This is a genomic window from Streptomyces sp. NBC_00078 (assembly GCF_026343335.1).
Taxonomy (GTDB): domain Bacteria; phylum Actinomycetota; class Actinomycetes; order Streptomycetales; family Streptomycetaceae; genus Streptomyces.
In genome coordinates, this window is the sequence record NZ_JAPELX010000001.1 from 7,425,516 (window position 1) to 7,449,966 (window position 24,451).

A 24,451-nucleotide genomic window follows, 5' to 3' on the forward strand; every position below is an offset into this window, starting at 1 on the left:
CCGACACCCATGCACTCATCCACGGGGGACATCCATGCCCAAGCGCACCAGAGCAGGCGCGCTCGTCGCACTCGCCGCCACGGGTCTGGCCGTAGGACTCGCCGGACCGGCGGCCGCGGCACCGAAGGCGCCCGGCTTCCTCGCGGCGGCCGACCTGCCGCCGCACCCCTCCTCGTCCTGGACGGCGGACAAGGTCACCGTGGGCGTACCGGAGGCCACGGACCAGGACACCTGCCTGCGAGCGCTGCCCGGACACGAGTGGGCCTGGCACCGCGACTTCCGGACCGACCTCGACACGGGCGCCCGCCAGATCACCGTCGTGCTGCCCGACACCCGTGCCGCCGCCCGGCTGATCTCGGCGCTGGACAAGGACGTCAGGTCCTGCCCGGAGCGGATCGAGGGAGCCGACCCGGAGACCGACGCCACGGTGAAGGACTACGGAAAGCTCTCCGTCGAGGAGGGCGCCCACGTCTACGGCCTGCACACCGGGACCTCCTGGGGCGCGAGCGACATCCGCCTGCTGTCGGCCGGCCGGGACGGGCGCACGGTCACCGTCGTCGACTGGGGCCAGATGGGCGGTTTCGCCGACGCCCCGGTGAAGGCCTTCAAGAAGACGACCACCACGGCCGTGAACAAGCTCCGCTGACCGCACCACCACAGCACGACCGGGGCCGCCCTCCCGCACGGGGGTCGGGCGGGCGGCCCCTTCACCGACCGAACCCGGCACTACACGAAAACGGGGAAACACCATGAACAGCAAGACCCGCACCGTCCTGACCGCCGGCGTCCTCGCCGTCGCCCTCGGCCTCGGCGCCACCGCCCAGGCCTCCGCCGGCGCACCGCGCAGCGTCAGTGGCACGCCGTCCGACAACGTCACCCGCATCGCCGACTTCTACGGCGCCTACATCGACGCGGTGACCGACGAGGACAGCGGCAACCTCGGTGAGGCGCTGCGCAGTCACTACCTCTCCGCCGGCTTCCAGAAGGAGCTGAAGGCCTGGGAGGAGAGGGAGCACGCGGACGGCGTCCTGCGCGCGCAGAACGTCCCGCTCGCCTGGAAGGTCACCGACAACGGCAGCACGAAGAAGTACACGGAGGCCGTGGTCACCCTCACCTGGAGCAAGAACAGCAGCACCAAGGTCGTCGTCGACATCACCCGCGACACCCGCGAGATCTTCCACATCGGGGAGAAGGGCATCGGCGGGAAGTAGGGCAGGCGAGCGGCCGCTACGCCGGCCGCAGCCGCACCGTGAGGATCTGGAACGGCCGCAGCTCGAAGCCCAAGTCGCTTTTGTGCTACGGCCGTTCCAGCAGGTCCGTCACCTCGACGCGGCCCACCGGGAAGCCGGGAACCAGCGTGGCCCGCGCCCGCCCGCCCCGGGGCTCGTAGAGCCGCACACCATCACGTCCCCGCTGCGGTCCTCCGCCGGCTTGACGGGCTCGACGGTCACGGCGGGGTGGCCTACGCGGACCAGAAGCCGGACGACCGGCGCTCCGGCCAACCGCAGCGTCAGGTTCAGCGCGAGCCCCTCGGCGACCGCGCCCCCGACATCCGAGCCCGGCAGCAGCGCGCAGGTGAAGCGGCGCGTGCCCAGGTCCGTCTCCGGGTCCGGCTGTGCGGGGCGCGCGGCAGCGTCCTGCCGGACTGCTTCCAGCTGAGTTTCTGGGTGAGGAACCAGCGGATTCCGGCCAGTTTCGCGAGCTGCGGGAAGTCGGCGGTGTTGCCGAAGAAGTCCAGCAGCCAGATCTCCTCCGTCTCCACGCCAAGTCCTTCGGCGAGGAACCGCTTTCCGCGCACGATCTGCCGGGCAGGCCCCTCACCGCCGGGCATGTTGGGGTCGGACTCCAGGACTCCACCCACATCGAGCCGAACGCGTGCCCAACTGCCGCCCCACCCCGCCTTCTTGATCCGCTGCCAGGTGTGCGGCTGGTGCCCCTTCACCCGGGCCTACCGCTGGGCCTGTGAACAGGACAACACCAGCCCGGGGCAGCCGGCGGCGAGCGCCGTGACGTCGGCGAGATGCGCGAGGCCTTGCGGACCGTCTCGCGCAGCGGCCACAGCCAGGCCGAGTCGATGTGAGCGTGCCAGGTCGCGGGGATCCGGTGGGCGCTCGCCGAGCCCTGGTGCGCCTGGTCCGCCGGCACCGGTTGGCCGGGCACACGCCACACGGGCACAACCCGTGGGCACACGCTCCGCGTACTGGGATGGGCGGGCCGTGCGAAATGTCCATGGCGCGCTCCGGGCGCGCCTCCGCCGGCGTCCGGTCGTCGTGCACGGCGGCTCCCTCGGTGTGCGGACGGCTCTGGCACGTCTCTGCGAAGGGTCCCTCTACCCGGCCAGAACGCCCGCATCCGTGGCCGAACACCTGGTCGTTGACGATGAGACATGACTGGCGCGTGTCCCGTGGGGCATGGATCCCGTGAACGTGTTCGACAAGGAGGGGACCGACATCGGCACGCGGGCGGGGGACATGAAGAGGCAGGCGCGAGGGGGCGGTCCCATGGCGATAGGGACCTTCTCGGCGAAAGCGGCGCAGGACAGGGCCGACGGCGGCAAGGACCACGTGCAGCCGTCCCAGCTACGGAAGAGACTCGGACGGGCGGACCTCAAGTCGGTGCCCGAGGCACGCAGGGCACTGCGCGAGCTGCTCAGGCAGTGGGGCAGGCCAGGCCGGTCGGAGATAGCGGAGCTGCTCACCAGCGAACTCGTCACCAACGCAATCATCCACACCGACCACGACGCGGTGCTGACGGCCACCGTCGGACCCCGCGGACTCCGGGTGGAGGTAAGGGACTTCGTGGCCCGCAGGCCCAGGCTGAGGGCGTCGAACAACAACGACGGCACGCACGGCAGGGGCCTGCTCCTGGTGCAGTCCCTCGCGGACGCGTGGGGGGTTCGGGCGCACGGAGTGGGAAAGGTCGTCTGGTTCGAACTCGACGCCGAAGCGGCGTGAGCGGACAACGGGAAGGGGGCGTGGTCCGAAGACCACGCCCCCTTCCCATGACGGCCGTATCTAGCCGAACTGCTGCTCGAGGTCCTTGAGCTTGCGCTCAAGGGAGTCGAGGCGCGGCAGGGCCATGGTGTCGTCCTCCGCGGTGAGGTCCACGGTGACCGGGTCAGAACCGCCCTTGCGGACGGGCTGCAGGGACGGGCGAGAGCGTACGGGCAGCGGTTCCGAGGTCGATATGGCAGGCTCCGCTGAGACCGGGGCGGAAGCCCGCTCCAGGGCCTGGGGCTCCACCTGGCGTCCGCCGCCTCGGCCGGTGAACCCGCGGTGGCCCCGGCTGATGGCCTTGAGCTGAGCGCGCTCCAGGCGGTCGTGCTCGCGCCGACGCAGCCGGTTCGCTTCCTTCTGCCGCTTGTCCTCGCGGACCTCGTCGACCGCCTCGTCCAGGCTGCGCACGTTCTCCAGCAGCATCAGCGACCAGGCCTTGTAGGTCTCGCGAGGAGCCCGCAGCCAGCGGACGATACGGATCTGCGGCAGCGGACGCGGCACCAGACCCTGCTCGCGCAGCGCGGCCCGGCGGGTCTGCTTCAGCGCGCGGTCGAACAGGACGGCCGCGGACAGGGACATGCCGGAGAAGAACTGCGGCGCGCCGTCGTGGCCGAGGCCCCTGGGCGCGTGCACCCAGTTGAACCAGGCCGCGGCACCCGCGAACGTCCACACCAGTATCCGCGAACCGAGGGCCGCGTCACCGTGGCTGGCCTCGCGCACCGCGAGCACGGAGCAGAACATGGCCGCACCGTCCAGGCCGAAGGGCACCAGGTATTCCCAGCCGTTGGTGAGGCCGAGGTTCTGCTCGCCGAAGCCGACCAGGCCGTGGAAGGAGAGGGCGGCGGCTACCGCCGCACAGCAGAACAGCAGAACATAGGAGGCGGTGCCGTATACGGCCTCCTTGCGCCTACGGCGCTCCTCGCTGCGCTCCCACGTGTCGTCCTTCGCGTGCTCCCCGCTGGACCGCTTGCTGCGCGCGAGCACCGCAACCGCCGCCAGCATGCCCAGGAGCAGTACGGCGCCCGGAAGCAACCAGTTCAGCGATATGTCGGTCAGTCTCATCTGGGGTCCCTTGCATTGGGATAGGGCGTAACGCCCGCCATAGTGGCCCAATCCCACCGGCCCTCAGGGGGTTTCGGGGCAAGAGGCCGCCAAGGAAGTGCAAGGGAATGCCCAGGGCGACGTTCTGCTCGAACTGCCGCGTGAGGGGCGGGAGTTGAGTTCGAATAAGACTACCCGTGCGGGTGGTTCCACGGAAAGTTCCTGCGGCAAGTGAGGAAGTTGTGAAACGCCTGTAACCGAGCGGGTGATCTCTTCGCGAGGATCTTACGGGACGGTCGAGGGCCGGTGTGCCTGAGGGTCCCTCAACTCGCGGCGGCGGCCCGCAGCTTGGTGACCGGGTCCGCGTCGCAGGTGTGCGGGCAGGGGGCACAGGTGCCCTCGGGGCGCACCGTGGAGAACCCGCAGCAGCTCCCCGGTCCCGGGCCGGCTGCGACTCCCGTCCGGGCCGATCGGCCCCCGGAAGGCCGTGGACCCCGGCGTATGGCTTGGTGGCGCCCGGCAGTGACGCCTCCAGTTCGCGCATCGCCCGCCGCTCCTCGCCCAGCAGATGGGTGACGTGCCGGACCGTAGTTCCTCCACGACCTCGCCTGTCTCCCCCGCTCTCGGCTCCGCTCGGGAGGGAGGGGTCCCCAACGCCCCACAGGGCCCGCCCGCGCCGCAGCCCGCGCCCGCTGACGCCGTCCGAACCCGGCGAGGACGGGGTCGAGGCGCCCGGCCACCGCGGTGCCCGCGCCTTCGCCCGCAGCGCCTCCTCGTCGGCGACGACGCCCGCGCCTGGCGGCTCGGCGGCCGGATCGCCGGGTAGGCAGGCGAAGTCGGCCGGCCGTACGGCCATGCGGCCCAGGGAGGGGCCGGAAACGGAGCGGTCGTAGGAGACGTGCGTCACGGCGAAGCGGGCCAGCGGCGGAGCAGGACCAGGGCAAGGTGATCGGCAGGCAGGCAGGCAGGCAGGCAGGCAGGCGGGCAAGCGAGCCGGGCGTTCCGGTGCAGGCCGGAGCACGCCACGACATTCGACTGCGCGCTGTGCACGGCGGTCCGTAGTCGCCCTGTGCCTGTGCGTCGTCCCAGGTGAGGAACGTCTCCAGGTCGGCCCGCCCCCGCCCCCTCCGCCGACGACGCGGCGCCGCCCCGTCCGTCGCCGGTTGGCTGCCTGCTCGTGAGCGTCCGTCTCCGTGAGGGCGGGTCCTGGGAAGGCCTCGGTCAAACGGGCATGGGCGTCGGTGAGTGCTGAGCGAGCGCGGGCTTGCGGGGTGCATGACGGCTTTAAAGGTAAACCTAACCTTATTTGCGGTCAGTGAGATTTGAACTGTCGGGAACTGCGCCTAAGGTGCTTGACGGACGAGTAACAACCAGCCGTAATGACCCCAAGTGCCGACACGTCCTCGGGAGGACCCGTGAAGCAGAGCGCCCAGGGCTCCGCCGGCACGGGGATTCCGGAGGTTCTCACAGGGACGCCGCGGGTGCCGCCGCAGCCCAGGGTCCAGGACGTGGAGCGCGAGCGGGCCGTCGCCTCAGGAGCCACCCGCGGCGAGCACACCCACAGCGAGCAGCCGATCCCGCAGCCCCGCCCGGTCCAGCGTGCCTCGGTGCGCGGGCAGATACTCGACGCGCTGCGCACCGCCCTGGTCACGAGCGAGCTGACGCCCGGCGAGGTGTACTCGGCGCCGGCGCTGGGAGAGCGGTTCGGGGTCTCCGCGACGCCGGTCCGGGAGGCGATGCAGCAGCTCGCCCTTGAGGGCGCCGTCGAGGTCGTGCCCAATCGCGGGTTCCGGGTGATCGAGCGGGGGACCCGGGAGCTGGCCGAGCTGGCCGAGATCCGCGCGCTGATCGAGATCCCCGTGATGCTGCGGCTGGCCCGCACGGTCCCCGCCGAACGCTGGGCCGGGCTGCGCCCCTTGGCCGAGGCGACCGTCCGTGCCGCCACCTCCGGCTGCCCCGCGGCGTACGCCGAGTCCGACCGGGCCTTCCACCGCGCGGTCTTCGACCTGTCCGGCAACCAACAGCTCGTCAAGATCGCCGACGACCTGCACCGTCGCGCCCAGTGGCCGCTCGTCGGCGCCCCGGCCTCCCAGGGGCACGCCGACCTGGTGGCGGACGCGGCGGAACACACGGCACTGCTGGACGCGCTGATCGCGCGGGACCTGGACGTGGTGCGGTCGTTGGTGGGGGAGCACTTCGCGGGAGCGTCCTGAGGGACGCGGGGCGGCCCGGGGCGGGGTGTGGTCCGTGCGCGTGCGGCCCGTGCGGGAGTTCCCGCAGACAGGAACCCCCGCACGGCCCGTTCGAGGGGTGAGGCGGCGGGCGCCCCACCCGGTGTCAGTGGTCCCCGTCGCCCGATCCGGTGGCGGTCTTCGAGTAACCGTTCTGCCAGGCCGCCTTCGCGCCGGAGTCACCGATGCGGTAGACGTCCACGACGGCACCCGCAGCCACCGCGACGGATAGCACCGCGGCCGTTATCCGCACGACGGACGCGGACCGGGCGCCGGCCTGCTGCTCGGGCGTGCGGCGGGTCGTCCACCACACGGCCGCCGCCAGCACGAACAGGCCCAGGGCCCAGGGGAGCAGTCCGTCCCCGAGTTCTGCGTGCCGCCGGATCAGGGCGTTGCCGCTCACGTGCCGCTCCAGCCACTCGCCCGCCTGCGTGGTCAGCGGCACGCTCGCCAGCGTGACCAGCGCGAGCAGCGGCAGGACCAGGCCCATCCGGCGCGCGGCCGGTGGCCACAGGGCACCCACCACCAACGCCAGGGCAGTCAGTGGGACGAGTACCACGACGAAATGGACCAGGAGGACATGTACGGGAAGGCCGTTGACGACGCTCATCGGATACTTCTCCAAGGAGTAGGGCGCGCCACACTGGCACAAGAACCTCTCAGCTTCCTCTCAGTGGCCCCACCGCCCCCAGGGGCACCTCCCAGAGGCGCCCTCAGGCCGTCGCCGCATCTGCAGCCGGCGGTGCCAACTGCCGTGCCAGCCAGGTCGGTACACCCCCCAGCAGCCGGAACAGCCGCCGGGCCTCCTCCCGCAGCCGCGACGCCTCCGGCTCCGCCTCCGCGTCGGCCAGCGAAGCGAGCGCCGGTGCCGTCCCCACCAGGTAGCCCAACTCCTCCCGGATCCGCAGCGATTCGGCGAATCCGTGCCGCGCCTCCGCCAGCTCCCCCTCCCGCAGGGCGAGTCCGGCGAGATGCCGCCAGGTGAACGACAACAGCAGCGGATCGGAGTGCGCCGTGGCCCCGGCGTGCGCCCTCCGGTACGCCGCCCGGGCGGCCTGCGGCGAACGCGCGAGGTTCTCCGCGATCAGCCCCCGCCGGAAGTCCAGCACCGGCCGCCCCGCCGCCCCCGGCGCGATCAGCGCCGCCGCCCGCCCCAGCGCGGCCCGCGCCTCGTCGGCCCGGTCGCGCACCGAGTGCAGTGTCGCCGCGTACGCAAGCTGCCCCCGTTCACAAGCGGCCGCCCCCCGCTCGTCATCGGTGTGCGCGAGGGCCTCCGCCGTACGCAGCGCGTCCTCGGCCTCCTCCCACCCCTGCTCGGTGTACAGACACCGCTCCACCAGCAGCGCTGCCCGCTGCAGTGCGTAATCGGCGGAGACCGGTTCCAGCAGCGCCGCCGCGTCGGCCCAGCAGGCGCGCGAGCGCAGCCGCCATACCGCGGTCTGGAGGGGATCGTCACCTGCGGTCGTTCCGGTACCAGACATGGCGGTATGCGCCACGTTGCCCTCCCCAAGGTCCTGTCCTTCGGATCAGCCCGGCGTCGCAAGGCACCGTGCCCTGCCGCCGACCCGGTCCGGAGAACAGGCCCAGCACGCCATCGAGCTGTTGAGTGGTGGCGGCATCTCAGCACGAATCGCGGCGCCCGGCCAAGGGGGTAGGTGAAGGATTTCACAAAGTCGTGGGACGGCGACGGCACTTGGTGCCACTTCTGTTCCGTCCCCGGATGACCTCAGCTCATGCGCAATGCCAGGAAGAAATCCAGCTTGTCCTCCAGGCGCGAGAGGTCACGGCTCGTCAACTGCTCGATCCGCCCGACCCGATAGCGCAACGTGTTGACGTGCAGGTGCAGCCGGGTCGCGCAGCGCGTCCAGGAACCGTCGCAGTCGAGGAACGCCTCCAGCGTCGGAATGAGCTCGGCGCGGTGCCGGCGGTCGTAGTCGCGCAGCGGATCCAGCAGCCGCGCCGTGAACGCCCGCCGCACGTCGTCCGGTACGAACGGCAGCAGCAGCACGTGCGAGGCCAGCTCCTGGTGCCCCGCCGCACACACCCGCCCAGGCCGGGCCGCCGCCACCCGCCGCGCGTGCCGGGCCTCCTCCAGCGCCCCGCGCAGCCCCTCCGCCGAGTGCACGGCCGCGCTGACGCCGAGCGTGAGCTGCCCGTCGTCGTCCAGCCCGGCCGACAGCGGGTCCCGTACGGACTCCAGCAGCGCGTCGGCGAGGATCCCGGACTCCGAGCCGTCGTGCTCGGCGGAGACGGCCGGCAGCGGTACGAGCGCGATGGCCTCGTCACCCGTGTGGGCCACGGCGATACGGTCGGAGGGCTCGGGACCCGTGGCGAGCGGGTCGACGAGGATCTCCTCCAGCAGCGACTGGGCGACCGGACCGCCCTCGATCCCGGCGCCCTCCCACGCGACGCGGGCGACGACCACCTGCCAGTGCGGGGCGGCCCCCAGACCTGGCAGCAGCACCGGCGCGGCCACCCGCAGCCGGGCGGCGATCTCGGCGGGCGCCGCGCCCGTCTGCACCAGTTCCAGGACCTCCTGCGCCAGTCGCCTGCGCACCGTGCGCGCCGCGTCCCGGCGGTCCCGCTCGACAGAGATCAGCTGGGTGACGCCCTGGAGCAGGTCGAGCCGCTCCGCGGGCCAGTCCCCGGCGTCCGCATCCACGGCGAGCAGCCAGTCGGACAGCACCGTCTCGCGCACATCCCGGGAGGCCTGCGCGGCGCGGCCGCTGCTGCGGATCGGGAAGAGGCTGTACGTGCTCGGGCCGAGCGTCACCCGGTGCGGTCCGCGGCGGCCCGTGCGGACGGCGGCGAGGTGCTCGGCGGCCAGCTCGGCGCAGGCCTCGGCGGGCAGCCCGGGCCCGGCGACCTTCGTGCCCGCGATCATCCGCCCGGTGGGGGAGAGCACCCAGGCCCGCAGGTCCAGATCGGAGCCGAGCAGGTCGAGGACCACGTCCGGGCCACCGCCCGCCGGGCCCGAGGTCATCATCCGGCGGTGCCGGTCGACGACCGCCGCGAGGTCGCCCGCGCGCTCGCCGCTGACCTGCCGGACGACATGCTCGGTGATCGTCGCGAACGCCACCGACTCGTGCACCGCGAACAGCGGCAGCCGGTGCCGGACGCAGGCCGTCACCAGGTCGTCCGGGATGTCCCCCAGCTCCGCCTCACCGGCGGCCAGTGCGGCCACCCCGGCCTGCGCCAGAAGCCGTACGAACGGCTCCGAGTCGTCGGCGTCCCGGCGCCAGGCGAGGCCCGTGAGGACCAGTTCCCCGCCCGACAGATAGCGGCTGGGATCGCGGAGGTCGGTGGTCATCACCCCGCGCACGGTGCGGTCCAGCTCGTCCTCGCCGCCGAGCAGCCGCAGGCCCAGCGCGTCGGTGTCCAGCAGTGCGCGCAGCCGCATCTCGTCGCCGCCGATCTTTGTCTCGAAATCTACGATGAATCGTGAGGGTGGACGCCGGGAGGTGCCCGGCGCAGGGTGCGGGAGCCGCATTCTTCGACTGCCGGGCTGTTTCCTGCGTTTCTACAGGAAGACAGGGAGATTGCTGATGACCTCCGTTCATACGAATCTACAAGATGCCCGCCCTGGCCAGCCAACTCCTTCATGGTTTCCGTGACTGACCCCGGTGGAGCACGGCGCTGTGTACTGGCTCCAATCCGCGTAAACAGCACATGAACGAGCCGGGCCCGCCGCACACGATCTGGCTCGATCCGTACGACCCACGAGACGAAGAAGAGAGCCGGTCATGGACTTCCTTCGCCCCGCCAGCTGGGAGGAGGCGCTCGCCGCCAAGGCTGAGCACCCCACCGCTGTGCCCATTGCGGGCGGCACCGATGTGATGGTCGAGATCAACTTCGACCACCGCCGGCCCGAGTACCTGCTCGATCTCAACCGCATCGGCGACCTCTACGAGTGGGAGGTCGGCGAGGACAGCGTGTGGCTGGGTGCCTCCGTCCCGTACTCGAAGATCATGGAGAACCTGCGCGCCGAGCTGCCGGGTCTCGCTCTCGCCTCGCACACGGTCGCCTCCCCGCAGATCCGCAACCGCGGCGGCGTCGGCGGCAACCTCGGCACCGCCTCCCCGGCCGGCGACGCCCACCCCGCGCTCCTCGCGGCGGGCGCCGAGGTCGAGGCCGAGTCGGTGCGCGGCAGCCGCCGTATCCCCATCGACGAGTTCTACACCGGCGTGAAGCGCAACGCGCTCGCCGCCGACGAGCTCATCAGGGGTGTGCACATCAAGAAGGCCGACGGCCCGCAGCAGTACTCGAAGGTCGGCACCCGCAACGCCATGGTCATCGCCGTGTGCGCCTTCGGTCTCGCCCTGCACCCCGAGACCCGCACGGTCCGCACCGGCATCGGCTCGGCGGCACCCACCCCGGTCCGGGCGAAGGCGGCGGAGGAGTTCCTGGCCGCGGCGCTCGAAGAGGGCGGCTTCTGGGACAACCGAAAGATCATCACCCCGTCGGTCGCCAAGCAGTTCGCCCAGTTGTGCTCCGGCGCCTGCAACCCGATCGACGACGTCCGGGGTACCGCGAGCTACCGGCGCCACGCGGTCGGCGTCATGGCACGCCGCACGCTGACCTGGACCTGGGAGTCATATCGCGGCACTGACGGCCGTACCGACCAGAAGGGGAGTGCCGCCTGATGCGCGTCAACTTCACTGTCAACGGACGTCCGCAGGAAGCCGACGACGTGTGGGAGGGCGAGTCCCTGCTGTACGTGCTGCGTGAGCGCCTCGGTCTGCCCGGTTCCAAGAACGCCTGCGAGCAGGGCGAGTGCGGTTCCTGCACGGTCCGCCTGGATGGCGTGCCGGTGTGTTCGTGCCTGGTCGCGGCCGGTCAGGTCGAGGGCCGTGAGGTCATCACCGTCGAGGGGCTCGCGGAGTTCGCCAAGCAGCGCGCGGAGCACGGCGGTTGCGCCTCCGGCACCTGCGGCACCTCCCTCCAGGAAGCCCATCTGGGGGTCCCCCCGGGCGAAGCCTGGGGGAGGGCGGCCGAGGGGCAGGACTCGCAGACCGGCGAAGGCACCGAACTGTCCCCCGTCCAGCAGGCGTTCATCGACGCCGGCGCCGTCCAGTGCGGCTTCTGCACGCCGGGTCTGCTGGTGGCCGCCGACGAGATGCTCGAGCGCAACCCGAACCCGACCGACGGGGACATCCGCGAGGCCCTGTCGGGCAACCTGTGCCGCTGCACGGGCTACGAGAAGATCATGGACGCGGTCCGCCTGGCGGCCGCCAGGCAGGGAGAGGCGGTCTGACGATGCCTACCAACGGCGCTCCCCTCGGGACTCCCACCAAGGTCACCCAGGGTTCCAAGACCAAGGGCGGCATCGGCGAGTCCACGCTCCGCCCGGACGGCACCCTCAAGGTCACCGGCGAGTTCGCGTACTCGTCGGACATGTGGCACGAGGACATGCTCTGGGGCCAGATCCTCAGATCGACCGTCGCCCACGCGGAGATCGTGTCCATCGACACCAGCGAGGCGCTGAAGACCCCGGGCGTCTACGCCGTCATGACGTACGACGACCTGCCGACCGAGGTGAAGAACTACGGCCTGGAGATCCAGGACACACCCGTCCTCGCGCACGGCAAGGTACGCCACCACGGCGAGCCGGTCGCCATCGTCGCCGCCGACCACCCGGAGACCGCGCGCCGCGCCGCCGCCAAGATCAAGGTCGACTACCGCGAACTCCCGGTCGTCACCGACGAGGCCTCGGCGACCGCGCCCGACGCGATCCTCATCCACGAGGGCCGCGACGACCACCACAGCGGGCACGTCCCGCACCCGAACATCGTCCACCGCCAGCCGATCGTGCGCGGCAACGCCGAAGAGGCCGCCAAGAAGGCCGACTTCGTGGTGAAGGGCGAGTACACCTTCGGGATGCAGGACCAGGCCTTCCTCGGCCCCGAGTCCGGTCTCGCGGTACCCGCCGAGGACGGCGGTGTCGACCTCTACATCGCCACCCAGTGGCTGCACTCCGACCTGCGCCAGATCGCCCCGGTCCTGGGCCTGCCCGAGGACAAGGTGCGGATGACGCTGTCCGGCGTCGGCGGCGCGTTCGGCGGCCGCGAGGACCTGTCGATGCAGATCCACGCCTGCCTGCTCGCCCTGCGCACCGGCAAGCCCGTGAAGATCGTCTACAACCGTTTCGAGTCCTTCTTCGGGCACGTCCACCGCCACCCCGCGAAGCTCTCCTACGAGCACGGCGCCACCAAGGACGGCAAGCTCACGCACATGAAGGCGCGGATCGTCCTGGACGGCGGGGCCTACGCGTCGGCCTCCCCGGCGGTCGTCGGCAACGCCTCCTCACTGAGCGTGGGCCCGTACGTGGTCGACGACGTCGACATCGAGGCCATCGCGCTCTACACCAACAACCCGCCCTGCGGCGCCATGCGCGGCTTCGGCGCGGTCCAGGCGTGCTTCGCCTACGAGGCCCAGATGGACAAGCTCGCCGACGAGGTGGGCATGGACCGGGTCGCGTTCCGGCAGCTCAACGCGATGGAGCAGGGCACGCTCCTGCCGACCGGCCAGCCCGTCGACTCCCCGGCCCCGGTCGCCGAACTCCTGCGCCGCGTGCAGGCGATGCCGCTGCCGCCGGAGCGCCAGTGGGAGAGCAGCGAGGGCGCGGACGTACGGCAGCTGCCCGGCGGTCTGTCCAACACCACGCACGGCGAAGGCGTCGTCCGGGGCATCGGCTACGCGGTCGGCATCAAGAACGTCGGCTTCTCCGAGGGCTTCGACGACTACTCCACCGCCAAGGTCCGGATGGAGGTCGTGGGCGGCGAGCCCGTCGCGACCGTCCACACGGCCATGGCGGAGGTCGGCCAGGGCGGCGTCACCGTCCACGCGCAGATCGCCCGCACCGAGCTGGGCGTCGCGCAGGTGACGATCCACCCGGCGGACACGCAGGTCGGCTCGGCCGGCTCCACCTCGGCCTCCCGCCAGACGTACGTCACCGGCGGCGCCGTCAAGAATTCCTGCGAGCTGGTCCGGGAGAAGGTCCTGGAGCTCGGGCGCCGCAAGTTCGGCACCTACCACCCCGCCTGGGCCACCGCCGAGCTGCTCCTGGAGGGCGGCAAGGTCGTCACCGACGGCGGCGAGGTCCTCGCCGACCTGGTGGACGTGCTCGAAGGCGAGGCGGTCGAGGTCGAGGCCGAGTGGCGCCACCGCCCCACCGAGGCCTTCGACCTGCGCACCGGCCAGGGCAACGGCCATGTGCAGTACTCCTTCGCCGCGCACCGCGCCGTCGTAGAGGTCGACACCGAGCTGGGCCTGGTGAAGGTCGTCGAGCTGGCCTGCGCCCAGGACGTCGGCAAGGCGCTCAACCCGCTGTCCGTCATCGGCCAGATCCAGGGCGGTACGACCCAGGGCCTGGGCGTCGCGGTGATGGAGGAGATCATCGTCGACCCGAAGACGGCGAAGGTCAAAAACCCGTCCTTCACGGACTACCTGATCCCCACGATCCTCGACACGCCGACCATCCCCGTCGATGTGCTCGAACTCGCCGACGACCACGCACCGTACGGGCTGCGCGGCATCGGCGAGGCACCCACCCTGTCCTCGACACCGGCCGTCCTCGCGGCGATCCGGAACGCGACCGGGCTGGAGCTCAACCGCACACCGGTACGTCCGGAACACCTCACCGGCACCGTGTGACAGACCTCCGGGCGGCGCACGGAACGTCACACACTCCGCGCCGCCCGGAGTACTTCAGATCGTTCGCCTCGGGCCGTCCCCCGGGTCGTGCGGCCACAGCACCTTCCCAAATCCCGCATATCGCCGAATGCAGGCGCGGGTGCCCCTGTGAACCTTGGGAGTAGGCCCACATGACCCAGCAGTCACTGGAGCCAAGTACCACCGCCGACGATGCGGGTGAAGGAACCCGTATCCCGGCCGGCAGGTCCTGGCTCGACCGGTACTTTCACATATCCAAGCGAGGATCCTCCGTCGCCCGCGAGGTGCGCGGCGGTGTCACCACCTTCATGGCGATGGCATACATCCTCCTGCTCAACCCCCTGATCCTGTCCGGCAAGGACGCGGCCGGGGACATGCTCAGCCAGAAGGCCCTCATCACCGCGACCGCGTTCGCGGCGGCCTTCACCACGCTGCTGATGGGTTTCGTAGGCAAGGTGCCGCTGGCGCTCGCCGCCGGCCTCTCCGTCTCCGGCGTCCTGTCCTCGCAGGTCGCCCCGCAGATGACCTGGCCGCAGGCCATGGGCATGTGCGTGATGTACGGCGTCGTCATCATGCTGCTGGTCGTCACCGGCCTCCGCGAAATGATCATGAACGCGATCCCGCTCGCGCTCAAGCACGCGATCACCATGGGCATCGGCCTGTTCATCGCCCTGATCGGCCTGGTGAAGGCGGGCTTCGTGCACCAGGGCAAGGCGACCCCGGTCACCCTCGGCCCGGCCGGTGAACTCGCGGGCTGGCCGGTGCTGCTCTTCGCGGCCACCCTCCTCGCGATCTTCATGCTCCAGGCGCGAGGCGTCCCCGGTGCGATCCTGATCGGCATCGTCGGCGGCACCGTACTCGCCGTGGTTCTCAACGCACTTGGCGTCATCGACCCCAGGCAGTGGGCGAGCGGCGCCCCCGAACTGCACGGCAGCGCGGTCTCCATGCCGGACTTCTCGATCTTCGGAAAAGTGGAGTTCGGCGGCTGGGGCGGCGTCGGCGCGATGACGGTCGGCATGATCGTGTTCACGCTCGTTCTCGCCGGTTTCTTCGACGCCATGGCCACCATCATCGGCGTCGGCACCGAGGCCAGGCTGGCCGACGAGCAGGGCCGGATGCCGGGCCTGTCCAAGGCGCTGTTCATCGACGGCGCGGGCGGTGCGATCGGCGGCGTCGCGGGCGCCTCCGGGCAGACCGTGTTCGTCGAGTCCGCGACGGGCGTCGGCGAGGGAGCCCGCACGGGCCTCTCCTCCGTCATCACCGGCCTGTTCTTCGCGGCCTGTCTGTTCTTCACCCCGCTGACGGCGATCGTCCCCGGCGAGGTCGCGGCCGCGGCCCTGGTGGTGATCGGCGCCATGATGATGATGAACGCCCGTCATGTGGACTGGGCCGACCGTGCCACCGCGATCCCGGTCTTCCTGACCGTCGTGATCATGCCGTTCACGTACTCCATCACGGCGGGCGTCGCGGCCGGAGTCGTCTCCTACGTCGCCATCAAGATCGCCCAGAGCAAGGCGCGGGAGATCGGCGCCTTCATGTGGGGCCTGACGCTGGTCTTCCTGATCTACTTCGCCCTCAACCCGATCGAGAGTTGGATGGGCGTGCACTGACCGCACGCCCAACCGCCCTCCGCACACACGCTGTTAAGGAGACCGAGATGCTGGACATCGCCGAGGAGCTGAACCGGTGGGTCGAGCAGGGACGTGACTTCGCCGTGGCCACCGTGGTGGCCATCGGCGGCAGCGCCCCTCGCCGGCCCGGCGCCGCCCTCGCGGTGGACGCCGACGGCACGGCGATCGGCTCGGTCTCCGGAGGCTGTGTGGAGGGCGCGGTGTACGACCTGTGCCGCCAGGCGCTCGAGGACGGCGAAACCGTCCTGGAGCGCTTCGGGTACAGCGACGAGGACGCCTTCGCCGTCGGCCTGACCTGCGGGGGCATCATCGACATCCTCGTCACGCCGGTACGGGCCGCCGGCCTGGCCCGTCCGGCCGTCGCGTCCGCACTGGCCGCCGCCGCTCGCGCCGAGGCGGCTGCGGTGGCGCGGATCGTGGCCGGCCCGGCCGAACTCCTGGGCCGGGCGCTCGTGGTCCGCCCCGACGGCTCCCGCGAGGGCGGCTTCGGAGCCCACCCGGAACTGGACCGCACGGTGGCGGCGGAGGCGGGCGCCTTCCTGGACGCCGGACGCACCGGCACCGTCGAGATCGGCGAACAGGGCTCACGCTGCGGTGCACCGCTCACGGTCCTGGTGGAATCGTCCGTGCCCCCGCCCCGCATGATCGTGTTCGGCGCGATCGACTTCGCGTCGGCACTGGTGCGCATCGGCAAGTTCCTCAACTACCACGTGACCGTGTGCGACGCCCGTCCCGTCTTCGCGACCAGGACGCGCTTCCCGGAGGCCGACGAGATCGTCGTCGAGTGGCCCCACACGTACCTGGAGCGGACGACCGTGGACGCCCGCACCGTCCTGTGCGTGCTCACCCACGACGCCAAGTTCGACGTGCCGCTGCTGCAGCTGGCCCTGCGCCTGCCCGTCGCCTACGTCGGCGCGATGGGCTCCCGCCGCACCCACCTGGACCGCAACGAACGCCTGCGTGAAGTCGGCGTCACCGACCTGGAGCTGGCACGCCTGCGCTCCCCGATCGGGCTGGACCTCGGCGCTCGTACACCGGAGGAGACGGCCCTGTCGATCGCCTCGGAGATCGTCGCCAACCGCCGCGGCGGCAGCGGGATCGCACTCACCGGTGCGCACACGCCGATCCACCACGACGCGACGTCAAGGCCGGCCGGCCGGATCGGGTCGGTGGCCTGACCGCACGGGCCCGGGCCCGTGCGGTCACTTCGCCGTCACGGCCGGCCGGTCCGGTCGTACGGAGAAGGCCGTGTCGCCCGCGACGGCCACGATCGCGTCCTTGACCTGCAGCACGTACGGCGTGGTCTGCTCCGCCGACTCTCCGGGATCCCTGATCGCGGCCGTGTGCCAGCGGACCGCGCCGGTGGCGGGGTTCAGGGCCAGCAGACGGCCGTACCGGTTGGCGAAGTACAACGTGTCGAACTTCTTCGACCGGACGGGCGCCGACAGGTTCTCGATCTCGGTCGCCCGCTGCCACAGCTGCTTGCCGTCCGTACCTCGTACGGCGGTGACCGTTCCGCCCGGACGGTCGAAGTACAGGACGCCGTCGAGCAGGGTGACCGTGCCGCGCGGTGTGCCCGGCAGCGGGACGCGCTTGACGGCTCCGGTGCGCGGATCCACCCGCTCCAAGGCTTTGTACGGCTGGTCCGTACCGTTGGCGGCGAACTGGCTCTCCTCCAACTTGGGGATCAGGAACAGCAGTTGGTCGTCGACGACGCCCATCGGCCGGGCACCCGTGGGCAGCGTGGCGACCTCGTGGGCCGTGCCGTCGGCCGGGTCGAGCCGCAGCAGGCCGACGCCGTCCTTGCCGGGATCGTCCGCGGGCGTGCACAGGCCGTACGGCGCGCCGTTCAGCGCGGTCACCGCGCAGGCGTCCCCGGCCGACGACTTCGCCGGTGCCGTCCACAGGCGCCGGCCCGAACTGTCGTAGGCGACGAACGCGGTCTTGTTCTCGTCCATCGCGACGACGCCCCGGCTGAACAGGACGGCCGGTTCGTCCTCGCTGACCGGGCGGGCCCAGAGCTCGGTGCCGGTCTTCGCGTCCAGGGCGACCAGGCGCCGGGTGATGTACGTCGCGGTCGAGTCCGGCTTGCGGTAGGTGTAGACGCGCCCGTCCCGGACGCCGACGGGCAGCGAGGTCTCCGGGCTGGTGCCCCGGCGCCAGTCGACGCGACCGGACGCGGCGTCGAGTCTGGTCACGGTGAAGCCGGTGCCGGCGCAGTACACGGCGGTGGAGTCGCCCGGCACGCAGCCGGACTCCTCGTAGTCGAGGGGATCGCCCTTCTTCCCGGTGGCCAGGCCCGCCCGCCAGGGTCTCCAGCCGGCCGGCAGTCCCGCGGCGGGAGTGGCGGCCCCGCTCGCCGAGGCGCCGGCCGCTGCCCGGCCGTCGGCCGCCGTGCCGCCCGACACGACGTGTGCCGCCGTGAGGCCGATCGCGGTGACGGCCACCGCCGTGCCGAGGGCCAGGAGAACCCGCCGCCGGCGACGCGCGCCCCCGGCGGCCGTTGCACCGGCCCCGAAGGTCGTGCCGTCGCGGGGTTCGGCGGTTCCCGGCACCGAGGGCGAGCGCGCGAATTCCAGCACCGTGGGGCCGCTCCCCAAGTCCGGCAGGTCGGGCGTGGCCCCGATCGGCAGCTGCTGCAACACGCCGTGCAGTTCGGCCAGTTGGGGCCGGTCGGCCGGATCCTTGGCCAGGCACCTCTCGGCGATGGTGCGCAGCGGCTCCGCGACGCCGTCCAGATGCGGCTGCTCGTGCATTACCTGATAGCCCGTCAGGTACGGGCTGCCGCCGTCGAAAGGACGGTTCCCGGTGGCCGCGTACACCAGCACCGAGCCCAGCGAGAACACATCCGAGGCGGCGGTGACGTCACGCGGCGCGGCGAACTGCTCCGGCGACATGAAGGGCGGGGTGCCGATCAGCCGGCCGGTGACCGTGAGGTCCTCGTTGTCGGCTGCGCGCGAGATGCCGAAGTCGATGACACGCGGGCCGTCCTCGGCCATCAGGACGTTGCTCGGCTTCAGGTCCCGGTGCACCACACCCGCCCGGTGGATGTCCCGCAGCGCCTCCACCAGGCCCAGCGCCAGCGTGCGCAGCGCGCGCCCGGTCAACGGGCCTTCCTTGGCAACGATGTCGGAGAGTGTGCGGCCGGGCACGTACAGCGTCGCCATCCACGGCTGTTCGGCGCCCGGATCGGCGTCCACCACGGGCGCGGTGAACGCACCGCTCACCCGCCGTGCCGCCGCGACCTCCTGCCGGAAACGGGCCCGGAACTCCTCGTCCAGCGCGTACTGGGCATGGACGACCTTGATGGCGACCTGCCGCCCCGACGCCGAGAGCGCCAGATGGACGACGCCCATTCCGCCGCTGCCGAGCCGGTCGATCAGCGTGTAGCCGCCTATGGACCCGGCTTCCCCCTGGCTCAGCGACATGCGCCGGCACCTTTCCCGTCCCGTTTCCCGATTTCCTTGCCCGGACGGACCGTTACGGACTGTTCGGCCCATCAGCCCATCAGACTAGGCCGTCACTCCGGCCCTTCCGACGCGGACCGGCCAACCGGCCAACCGGCCAACCGGCCGCGAGCTTCGGCCGGGCGTGCGGCGGCGCAGCACGAAACAGCGCAGCCCGTTCGGCAGGTCCGGGCGCGGTGTCCGCGATGTTGAGTTCCCGTCCGGGGGACGTCACGGCATCCTGAGGAGGCGGTTCGCCGCCCGCCCGAACACGGACCGCGCCGCGCCGGCGAGGAGCGGGTCGAAAACTCCCGGCAGCAGCCGCACCCCCAGCTCCTCCCGCCAGACCACCCGGCTTCGCCCGCCGGGCCCGGGCCGCACCTCGATCTCGGCCCAGCCCCGCACCACCCGCCCCCGCTTCTCCAGCCGGCACAGGCCCGCCTCGGTCTCTGTCGGCGGCCGCCACACCGTGACCTCCATACGGTCGTCGAAGGCGAGCGGCCCCAGCCCCGAGCGCGCCACGACGACCGTGCCCACGTGCGTCGGCGGGGGCGTGACCACCGTGACGCGGGTCAGCGGGACCACGTCCCCATGGCGGGGCCACTCCGTGAGGCGGCGCCACGCCTCGTGGAGGGGAAGCGGTGCCGTGCGTTCGAGGAGGAAGTTGACCACGTAACGGATCGTAAGCAATCCGGGCTGCTCAGCGGGCTCTTCGCCCGCGCGTCACGCGCTTGGCCCAGCCGTGCGCGCGTGAGAAGGCGTAGACGGGACGGCAGTGCAGATTTGCCACTGTCTTCTGCCATTCCTCCCACGGGTAGGCAACTCACTTGCCCCCGGGGGGAGTTGGTCGCCATGCCGCTCAAGGCCTACGGCGTGGTGATCGCTTGCGCGGTGGACGTCCGGCGCGAGGGCGCCGCGGGAACGCGGCACTACCGGGTCCACCTCGCGGACGACGGCGGCACGAACTACCGCGCCTCGGCCATCACGGCGGGGAGATCACTCCGAGGAACGCGGAGGTCCTCAAGGTGCCCGGCGTCTCGTACCTGTGATGGGTCCCGGCGTCCTTCTCCGGCCAGGCCTCGCATACCTTGATCGGTGTCGCCGTACGGCGACCCGCCGCATCGATCGCCGGGAAGCCGAGAAGCCGAGAAGCCGGGAAGCAGGAACCACCGTATGCCGCTCATGTGCCTCGTCCGCCACGGCCAGGCCTCCTTCGGTGCGGAGGACTACGACGCCCTGTCGGACCTCGGCCGCGAACAGGCCGGCGCCGTCGGCGCGGAGCTGGCCCGCCGCGGCCTGCGTGACCCGCTGCTCGCCTCCGGCACCCTCACCCGCCAGCGCGACACCGCCCGGCTCCTGGCGGAATCAGCCGGTTTCGAGAAGCCCTCGATCGAGGACCCGCGCTGGAACGAGTACGACCACATCGCCCTGATGTCCCGCTACCCGCACCCCCGGCCGGACGGCCGAGCTGACTCCCGCGCCGTGCAGGAGGTCCTCGACCGTGCCCTCGGGATGTGGATCGAGGACACGGGCGAGACGGGCCCTGTCGGCTGGCCGGCGTTCGCGAGCGGCGCGACCGCGGCGCTCGGCGCGTTGTCCGAAGCTCTCGGCAAGGGCCGCGACGCGGTCGTCGTCACCTCGGGCGGCGTCCTGGCCGCGCTCTGCGGCTCCCTGCTCTCCCTGCCGCCCGCCTCGGTGGTCGCCCTCAACCGCGTCGCAGTCAACGCCTCCGTCACCACCCTCGTCGTGGGAGGCTCCGGGACCAGCCTGCTCAGCTTCAACGACCACGCCCACTTCGCCGGCGACCGGCGCCGACTGCTCACCTACCGCTGAGCATCTGCCGGCCTCCCCCACCGGCTCACGTGGCCGCGAGCGCGGCCGGCCCGGGCGGCGCCCCCGCCGTCGCGGTTGGCTCAGTGGCGCGCCGCGGTGCGGTAGAGGTGGTCCATCACCGAGAGGGTGTCGGCGGCGCTGCCGACCTGGATGGGCGACGTGCGGAAACGCCCGCCCACGACCACGGTGGGTTCCTCGACCACCTGGTAGCGCTCACGGAGCGCAGGTGCCGCCTGGACGGCGGCGTCGACCTGCTCGGACCTGTAGGCGTTCCGTACCGACCTCACGTTGAGCCCCTCCGTGCCCGCCCATGCCAGGACGTTCTCCTCGGTGGTGAGGTCCTTGTGCTGGTCCCGAACGGCGCGGAAGACCGCAAGCGCCTCCCGCTCCGCGAGGCCGAGCTTGTCCAGTGTGTAGAAGAGACGGGCGTACGAGAGCTGGTCCGGCTGGTCGGTCCAGGCCGCGGGGATCCGCACCACCTTCACCGGGGGGCTCTGCCGGGCCGCCCAGTCCTCCAGCGGCTTCTCGAACTTGTAGGAGTCCGGGCAGTCGTACCAGAACACCTCTGCCACCTGCCGGGCGGCCACACCGGTGACCGGGTGCTTGAGCCGGAAGTACTGCTCCCCCTCCTTCGGTCCGGCGGAGGCGGCGCCGAGCAGGCAGGTGAGGACGGTGGACATCGCGAACAGGCGCATCATCTTCTTCATGGCGGCCACCCTGGCGTCCCACGTCCCCACATGCCCCGGTGACACACGCAATGTCCCCCGATCGGCCCGTTTGCGCCGCGGCGTGCTGTCGGCCCCTACTTCGGGTCGCGTTGGAACAGTGACCTGGACCAGAGGTAGCCGAGCACGGTCAGCCCCACGCACCAGAGCACGGCCAGCCATCCGTTGTGGCCGATCTCGGTGCCGAGCAGGAGCCCGCGCAGCGTCTCGATGGCCGGCGTGAACGGCTGGTACTCGGCGATCGGCCGGAACCAGCCCGGCATCGCGTCGACCGGCACGAAGGCACTGGACAGGAGTGGCAGCAGGATCAGCGGTACCGCGTTGTTGCTGGCGGCCTCGGCGTTCGGGCTGACCAGGCCCATGCCGACCGCGATCCAGGTGAGCGCCAGGGAGACGAGCGCCAGCAGCCCGAGCGCCAGGATCCAGTCCAGGAAGGTGGCGTTCGTGGACCGGAACCCGATCGCCACCGCGACGGCCCCGACGAGGACCACGCTCATCACGCACTGCAGCACGCTGCCGACGACGTGTCCGATGAGCACCGAACCGCGGTGGATCGCCATCGTGCGGAAGCGGGCGATGATGCCCTCGGTCATGTCGGTGGAGACGGACACCGCGCTGCCGATCGTGGTGCTGCCGATGGTCAGCATCAGGATGCCCGGGACGAGATACGCGAGGTACTCGGAGCGTCCCGCACCGCCGTGCCCGATCCCGGCGCTCATCGTGTCGCCGAAGATATAGACGAAGAGGAGCAGCAGCATGACCGGGGTGAGGAGCAGGTTCAGGGTGAGGGACGGGTAGCGCCGCGCGTGCAGGAGGTTGCGGCGCAGCATGGTGGTGGAGTCGCGCAGGGCGAGGGGGAGGGAGCTCATCGGGCGTTCTCCTTGGGCTGGTCGGGGAGGGTGGCGGCGCTGCCGGTCAGGGCGAAGAACACGTCGTCCAGGTCGGGGGTGTGGACGGTCAGCTCGTCGGCCTCGACGCCGGCGGCGTCCAACCGGTCGAGAATGGAGCGCAGTTCGCGCTGGCTGCCGTCGCTGGGGATCTGCAGCGCGAGGGATTCGTCGACGGGGGTCGCCCTGCCCGGGCGAAGCCGGGAGTCGGGGAGGGTGGTCTCGCGCAGCGCCGAGGCGGCGTGCTGGTACGCGGCCGGGTCCGTGAAGCGGAGCCGGACGTGTCCGCCGGGGATGAGGCGCTTGAGTTCCTCTGCGCTGCCCTCGGCGGCGATACGGCCGTCGTTGAGTACGGCGATGCGGTCGGCGAGTTCGTCGGCCTCGTCCAGGTACTGGGTGGTGAGGAAGACGGTGACGCCGTCGGAGACCAGTTCGCGGATGATCTGCCACATGGTGTGGCGGGCGCGCGGGTCGAGGCCGGTGGTGGGCTCGTCGAGGAAGATGACCCGCGGGCTGCCGACCAGGGTCATGGCGATGTCCAGGCGGCGCTTCATGCCGCCTGAGTACGTGGCGGCGGGCTTCCTCGCCGCGTCGACGAGGTCGAAGCGCTCCAGCAGTTCGGCGGCGGTGCGCCGCCTCTCACCGCGGGAGAGGTGGTGCAGGTCGGCCATGAGGAGCATGTTCTCCTCGCCGGTGATCAGACCGTCGACGGCGGAGAACTGGCCGGTGACACCGATCGCGGCACGCACCCCGTCCGGTGCCGTGGCGACGTCGTGGCCCGCGACCTGGGCCTGCCCGCCGTCGGCGGCGATGAGCGTGGACAGGATGTTCACGGCGGTGGTCTTGCCGGCGCCGTTCGGTCCGAGCAGAGCGAACACCGACCCGGCCGGGACGCGCAGGTCGATCCCGTCGAGCACGACCTTGTCGCCGTACGACTTGCGCAGACCGGTGGCGGAGACGGCGGCGGGTGCCGGACGACCGTCGCTCCGGTTGGACGTGGGCATGACAGATGAAGGCATGGGGCCCTCCGTGAGAAGGCTGAAGGAGACGGAAGAGGACTGAAGTGGGCTGGAGGCGGGGCGAGTTGGTGATGTGGCGCTCAGGCCTTGGCGCGGAGGACGTCGATGGTGCCCCAGTTGGACCGTGCGCGGACCTTGACGGTGTCCTCGGTCTGCTCCGGGGCCTCGGACGCGGTGAGCGTGTTGCGTACCTGCCCGCGGTTTGAGCTGACGTCGAGCCAGGCGGCGGTGCCCTCGCGGATACCGATCTCGATGGGGCCGTTGGAGGTCTCCAACCGGACCTCGCCACGGGCGACTTCGGCGACGCGAAGGGAGCCGTTGGTCGTGGTGCCGGTGACCGACGCCTCGGCGCGCGCGATGTCGATGCCACCGTTGGCGCCGCTCACCCGGAGTTCGCCCGTCACGGCGCCGACGGTCGTGGTGCCGTGCGAGTTCTTCAGGACGGCGGTGCCGTCCACGAGGCCGACGCGGATGTTGCCGGTGCTGCTGGTGATCTCGGCCGGGCCCTCGACCCGGTCCACGGTGATCGGGCCGTGCGACAGGGTCAGCTTCAGCGGGCCGGTGGTGTCGAGGCGGACGTCGCCGGTCGAGATCTTCGCCTGGACCTCGCCGAGGCGGCCCTCGCCGAGTACCTGGGTCCAGGAACCGAGCGAGCCGATCACGTCGACGCGCGAGCCCGTGGGCAGGTCGACCGTGACGTCGACGAGGCCGTTGGGACCGAGGAGGCTGCGGCGCCTGGGCAGCGTCCTGACGGTCAGGACGCCGCTCGCGTACGTGACCTCGGCCTGTTCGGCGGTCCGCACGTCCTTGTCCCGCTCCGGGTCGCGGGGCCGTACCTCGACGACGGTGTCGAGGCGGTCGCTCGCGGTGAACCGGATGGAACCGGCGGGCACCTGGGCGGTGACCGAGATCGGTTCGGGGGTGTCGAAAGAAGGCATGGCTGTCCCGTCCTCTTGGGTCTTCAGGCCGTC

The 24,451-nt window shown here is 71.5% G+C and carries 21 protein-coding genes and 1 pseudogene; 10 read left to right on the top strand and 12 right to left on the bottom strand.

Annotation, left to right across the window (positions count from 1 at the left end; genetic code table 11):
* The first annotated feature begins 34 nt into the window (after nt 1–34).
* Together OOK07_RS34560 and OOK07_RS34565 are read left to right on the top strand one after the other, a co-directional pair.
* Entirely contained in the window at nt 35–646 is a 612-nt protein-coding gene (locus OOK07_RS34560; protein ID WP_266800399.1) for a hypothetical protein, read from the top strand.
* A 103-nt stretch (nt 647–749) separates the two neighbouring features.
* Nucleotides 750–1,211: a hypothetical protein gene (locus OOK07_RS34565; protein ID WP_266685750.1), complete on the top strand. Its 462-nt coding sequence runs from the start codon at nt 750–752 to the stop codon at nt 1,209–1,211.
* A gap of 85 nt (nt 1,212–1,296) precedes the next feature.
* On the opposite strand, the gene OOK07_RS34570 is transcribed toward OOK07_RS34565, so the two are convergent.
* Together OOK07_RS34570 and OOK07_RS34575 are read right to left on the bottom strand one after the other, a co-directional pair.
* The gene (locus OOK07_RS34570; protein ID WP_266800401.1) at nt 1,297–1,398 is read right to left on the bottom strand and encodes a glycosyl hydrolase-related protein; all 102 of its coding nucleotides are present in this window, start codon (nt 1,396–1,398) and stop codon (nt 1,297–1,299) included.
* 238 nt (nt 1,399–1,636) lie between these two features.
* A pseudogene (locus OOK07_RS34575) lies at nt 1,637–2,130 on the bottom strand (glycoside hydrolase family 38 N-terminal domain-containing protein); the annotation flags it as partial.
* A 371-nt stretch (nt 2,131–2,501) separates the two neighbouring features.
* Here OOK07_RS34575 and OOK07_RS34580 point away from each other — a divergent pair.
* Nucleotides 2,502–2,954: an ATP-binding protein gene (locus OOK07_RS34580; protein ID WP_266685751.1), complete on the top strand. Its 453-nt coding sequence runs from the start codon at nt 2,502–2,504 to the stop codon at nt 2,952–2,954.
* Between the two features lie 60 nt (nt 2,955–3,014).
* Here OOK07_RS34580 and OOK07_RS34585 read toward each other — a convergent pair whose 3' ends face one another.
* Nucleotides 3,015–4,058, bottom strand: a complete 1,044-nt coding sequence (locus OOK07_RS34585; protein WP_266685752.1) for a DUF2637 domain-containing protein — start codon at nt 4,056–4,058, stop codon at nt 3,015–3,017.
* Between the two features lie 1,394 nt (nt 4,059–5,452).
* Here OOK07_RS34585 and OOK07_RS34590 point away from each other — a divergent pair.
* A complete protein-coding gene (locus OOK07_RS34590) occupies nt 5,453–6,250 on the top strand; it encodes a GntR family transcriptional regulator (RefSeq protein WP_266685753.1) in 798 nt (265 codons plus the stop codon).
* Nucleotides 6,251–6,374: 124 nt separating this feature from the next.
* Here OOK07_RS34590 and OOK07_RS34595 read toward each other — a convergent pair whose 3' ends face one another.
* From OOK07_RS34595 to OOK07_RS34605, 3 genes are all read right to left on the bottom strand, one after another.
* Nucleotides 6,375–6,878 (bottom strand): DUF2231 domain-containing protein, encoded by a 504-nt coding sequence (locus OOK07_RS34595; protein WP_266685754.1) that lies wholly within the window; start codon nt 6,876–6,878, stop codon nt 6,375–6,377.
* A gap of 103 nt (nt 6,879–6,981) precedes the next feature.
* Nucleotides 6,982–7,764, bottom strand: a complete 783-nt coding sequence (locus OOK07_RS34600; RefSeq protein ID WP_266685755.1) for a hypothetical protein — start codon at nt 7,762–7,764, stop codon at nt 6,982–6,984.
* 230 nt (nt 7,765–7,994) lie between these two features.
* Nucleotides 7,995–9,668, bottom strand: coding sequence for a PucR family transcriptional regulator (locus tag OOK07_RS34605; RefSeq protein WP_266685757.1), 1,674 nt, complete (start codon nt 9,666–9,668; stop codon nt 7,995–7,997).
* A 343-nt stretch (nt 9,669–10,011) separates the two neighbouring features.
* On the opposite strand from OOK07_RS34605, the gene OOK07_RS34610 reads away from it, so the two are divergent.
* The 5 genes from OOK07_RS34610 (at nt 10,012) to OOK07_RS34630 (ending at nt 16,748) form a co-directional block, all read left to right on the top strand.
* Nucleotides 10,012–10,911: an FAD binding domain-containing protein gene (locus OOK07_RS34610; protein ID WP_266685758.1), complete on the top strand. Its 900-nt coding sequence runs from the start codon at nt 10,012–10,014 to the stop codon at nt 10,909–10,911.
* Nucleotides 10,911–11,522 (top strand): (2Fe-2S)-binding protein, encoded by a 612-nt coding sequence (locus OOK07_RS34615; protein ID WP_266800404.1) that lies wholly within the window; start codon nt 10,911–10,913, stop codon nt 11,520–11,522. The genes OOK07_RS34610 and OOK07_RS34615 overlap by 1 nt, the downstream gene beginning before the upstream one ends.
* Before the next feature lie 2 nt (nt 11,523–11,524).
* Complete coding sequence (locus OOK07_RS34620; protein WP_266800405.1) at nt 11,525–13,921, top strand: xanthine dehydrogenase family protein molybdopterin-binding subunit; 2,397 nt, start codon at nt 11,525–11,527, stop codon at nt 13,919–13,921.
* A gap of 170 nt (nt 13,922–14,091) precedes the next feature.
* On the top strand, nt 14,092–15,549 hold the full coding sequence (locus tag OOK07_RS34625; RefSeq protein WP_266685760.1) for an NCS2 family permease: 1,458 nt from the start codon (nt 14,092–14,094) through the stop codon (nt 15,547–15,549).
* Between the two features lie 47 nt (nt 15,550–15,596).
* Nucleotides 15,597–16,748: an XdhC family protein gene (locus OOK07_RS34630; RefSeq protein ID WP_266800406.1), complete on the top strand. Its 1,152-nt coding sequence runs from the start codon at nt 15,597–15,599 to the stop codon at nt 16,746–16,748.
* A 24-nt stretch (nt 16,749–16,772) separates the two neighbouring features.
* Here OOK07_RS34630 and OOK07_RS34635 read toward each other — a convergent pair whose 3' ends face one another.
* Together OOK07_RS34635 and OOK07_RS34640 are read right to left on the bottom strand one after the other, a co-directional pair.
* The gene (locus tag OOK07_RS34635) at nt 16,773–18,998 is read right to left on the bottom strand and encodes a serine/threonine-protein kinase (RefSeq protein WP_266800407.1); all 2,226 of its coding nucleotides are present in this window, start codon (nt 18,996–18,998) and stop codon (nt 16,773–16,775) included.
* Nucleotides 18,999–19,247: 249 nt separating this feature from the next.
* Complete coding sequence (locus OOK07_RS34640) at nt 19,248–19,688, bottom strand: SRPBCC family protein (protein WP_266800409.1); 441 nt, start codon at nt 19,686–19,688, stop codon at nt 19,248–19,250.
* Between the two features lie 501 nt (nt 19,689–20,189).
* Here OOK07_RS34640 and OOK07_RS34650 point away from each other — a divergent pair.
* Nucleotides 20,190–20,849, top strand: coding sequence for a histidine phosphatase family protein (locus OOK07_RS34650; RefSeq protein WP_266800411.1), 660 nt, complete (start codon nt 20,190–20,192; stop codon nt 20,847–20,849).
* Between the two features lie 80 nt (nt 20,850–20,929).
* Here OOK07_RS34650 and OOK07_RS34655 read toward each other — a convergent pair whose 3' ends face one another.
* From OOK07_RS34655 to OOK07_RS34670, 4 genes are all read right to left on the bottom strand, one after another.
* Nucleotides 20,930–21,556, bottom strand: coding sequence for a thiol:disulfide interchange protein DsbA/DsbL (locus OOK07_RS34655; protein WP_266685765.1), 627 nt, complete (start codon nt 21,554–21,556; stop codon nt 20,930–20,932).
* 95 nt (nt 21,557–21,651) lie between these two features.
* Entirely contained in the window at nt 21,652–22,443 is a 792-nt protein-coding gene (locus tag OOK07_RS34660; RefSeq protein WP_266800412.1) for an ABC transporter permease, read from the bottom strand.
* Complete coding sequence (locus OOK07_RS34665; protein ID WP_524540341.1) at nt 22,440–23,465, bottom strand: efflux ABC transporter ATPase subunit, DrrA-related; 1,026 nt, start codon at nt 23,463–23,465, stop codon at nt 22,440–22,442. The genes OOK07_RS34660 and OOK07_RS34665 overlap by 4 nt, the downstream gene beginning before the upstream one ends.
* A 95-nt stretch (nt 23,466–23,560) precedes the next feature.
* Entirely contained in the window at nt 23,561–24,418 is an 858-nt protein-coding gene (locus tag OOK07_RS34670) for a DUF4097 family beta strand repeat-containing protein (RefSeq protein ID WP_266685768.1), read from the bottom strand.
* Between the last annotated feature and the right edge of the window lie 33 nt (nt 24,419–24,451).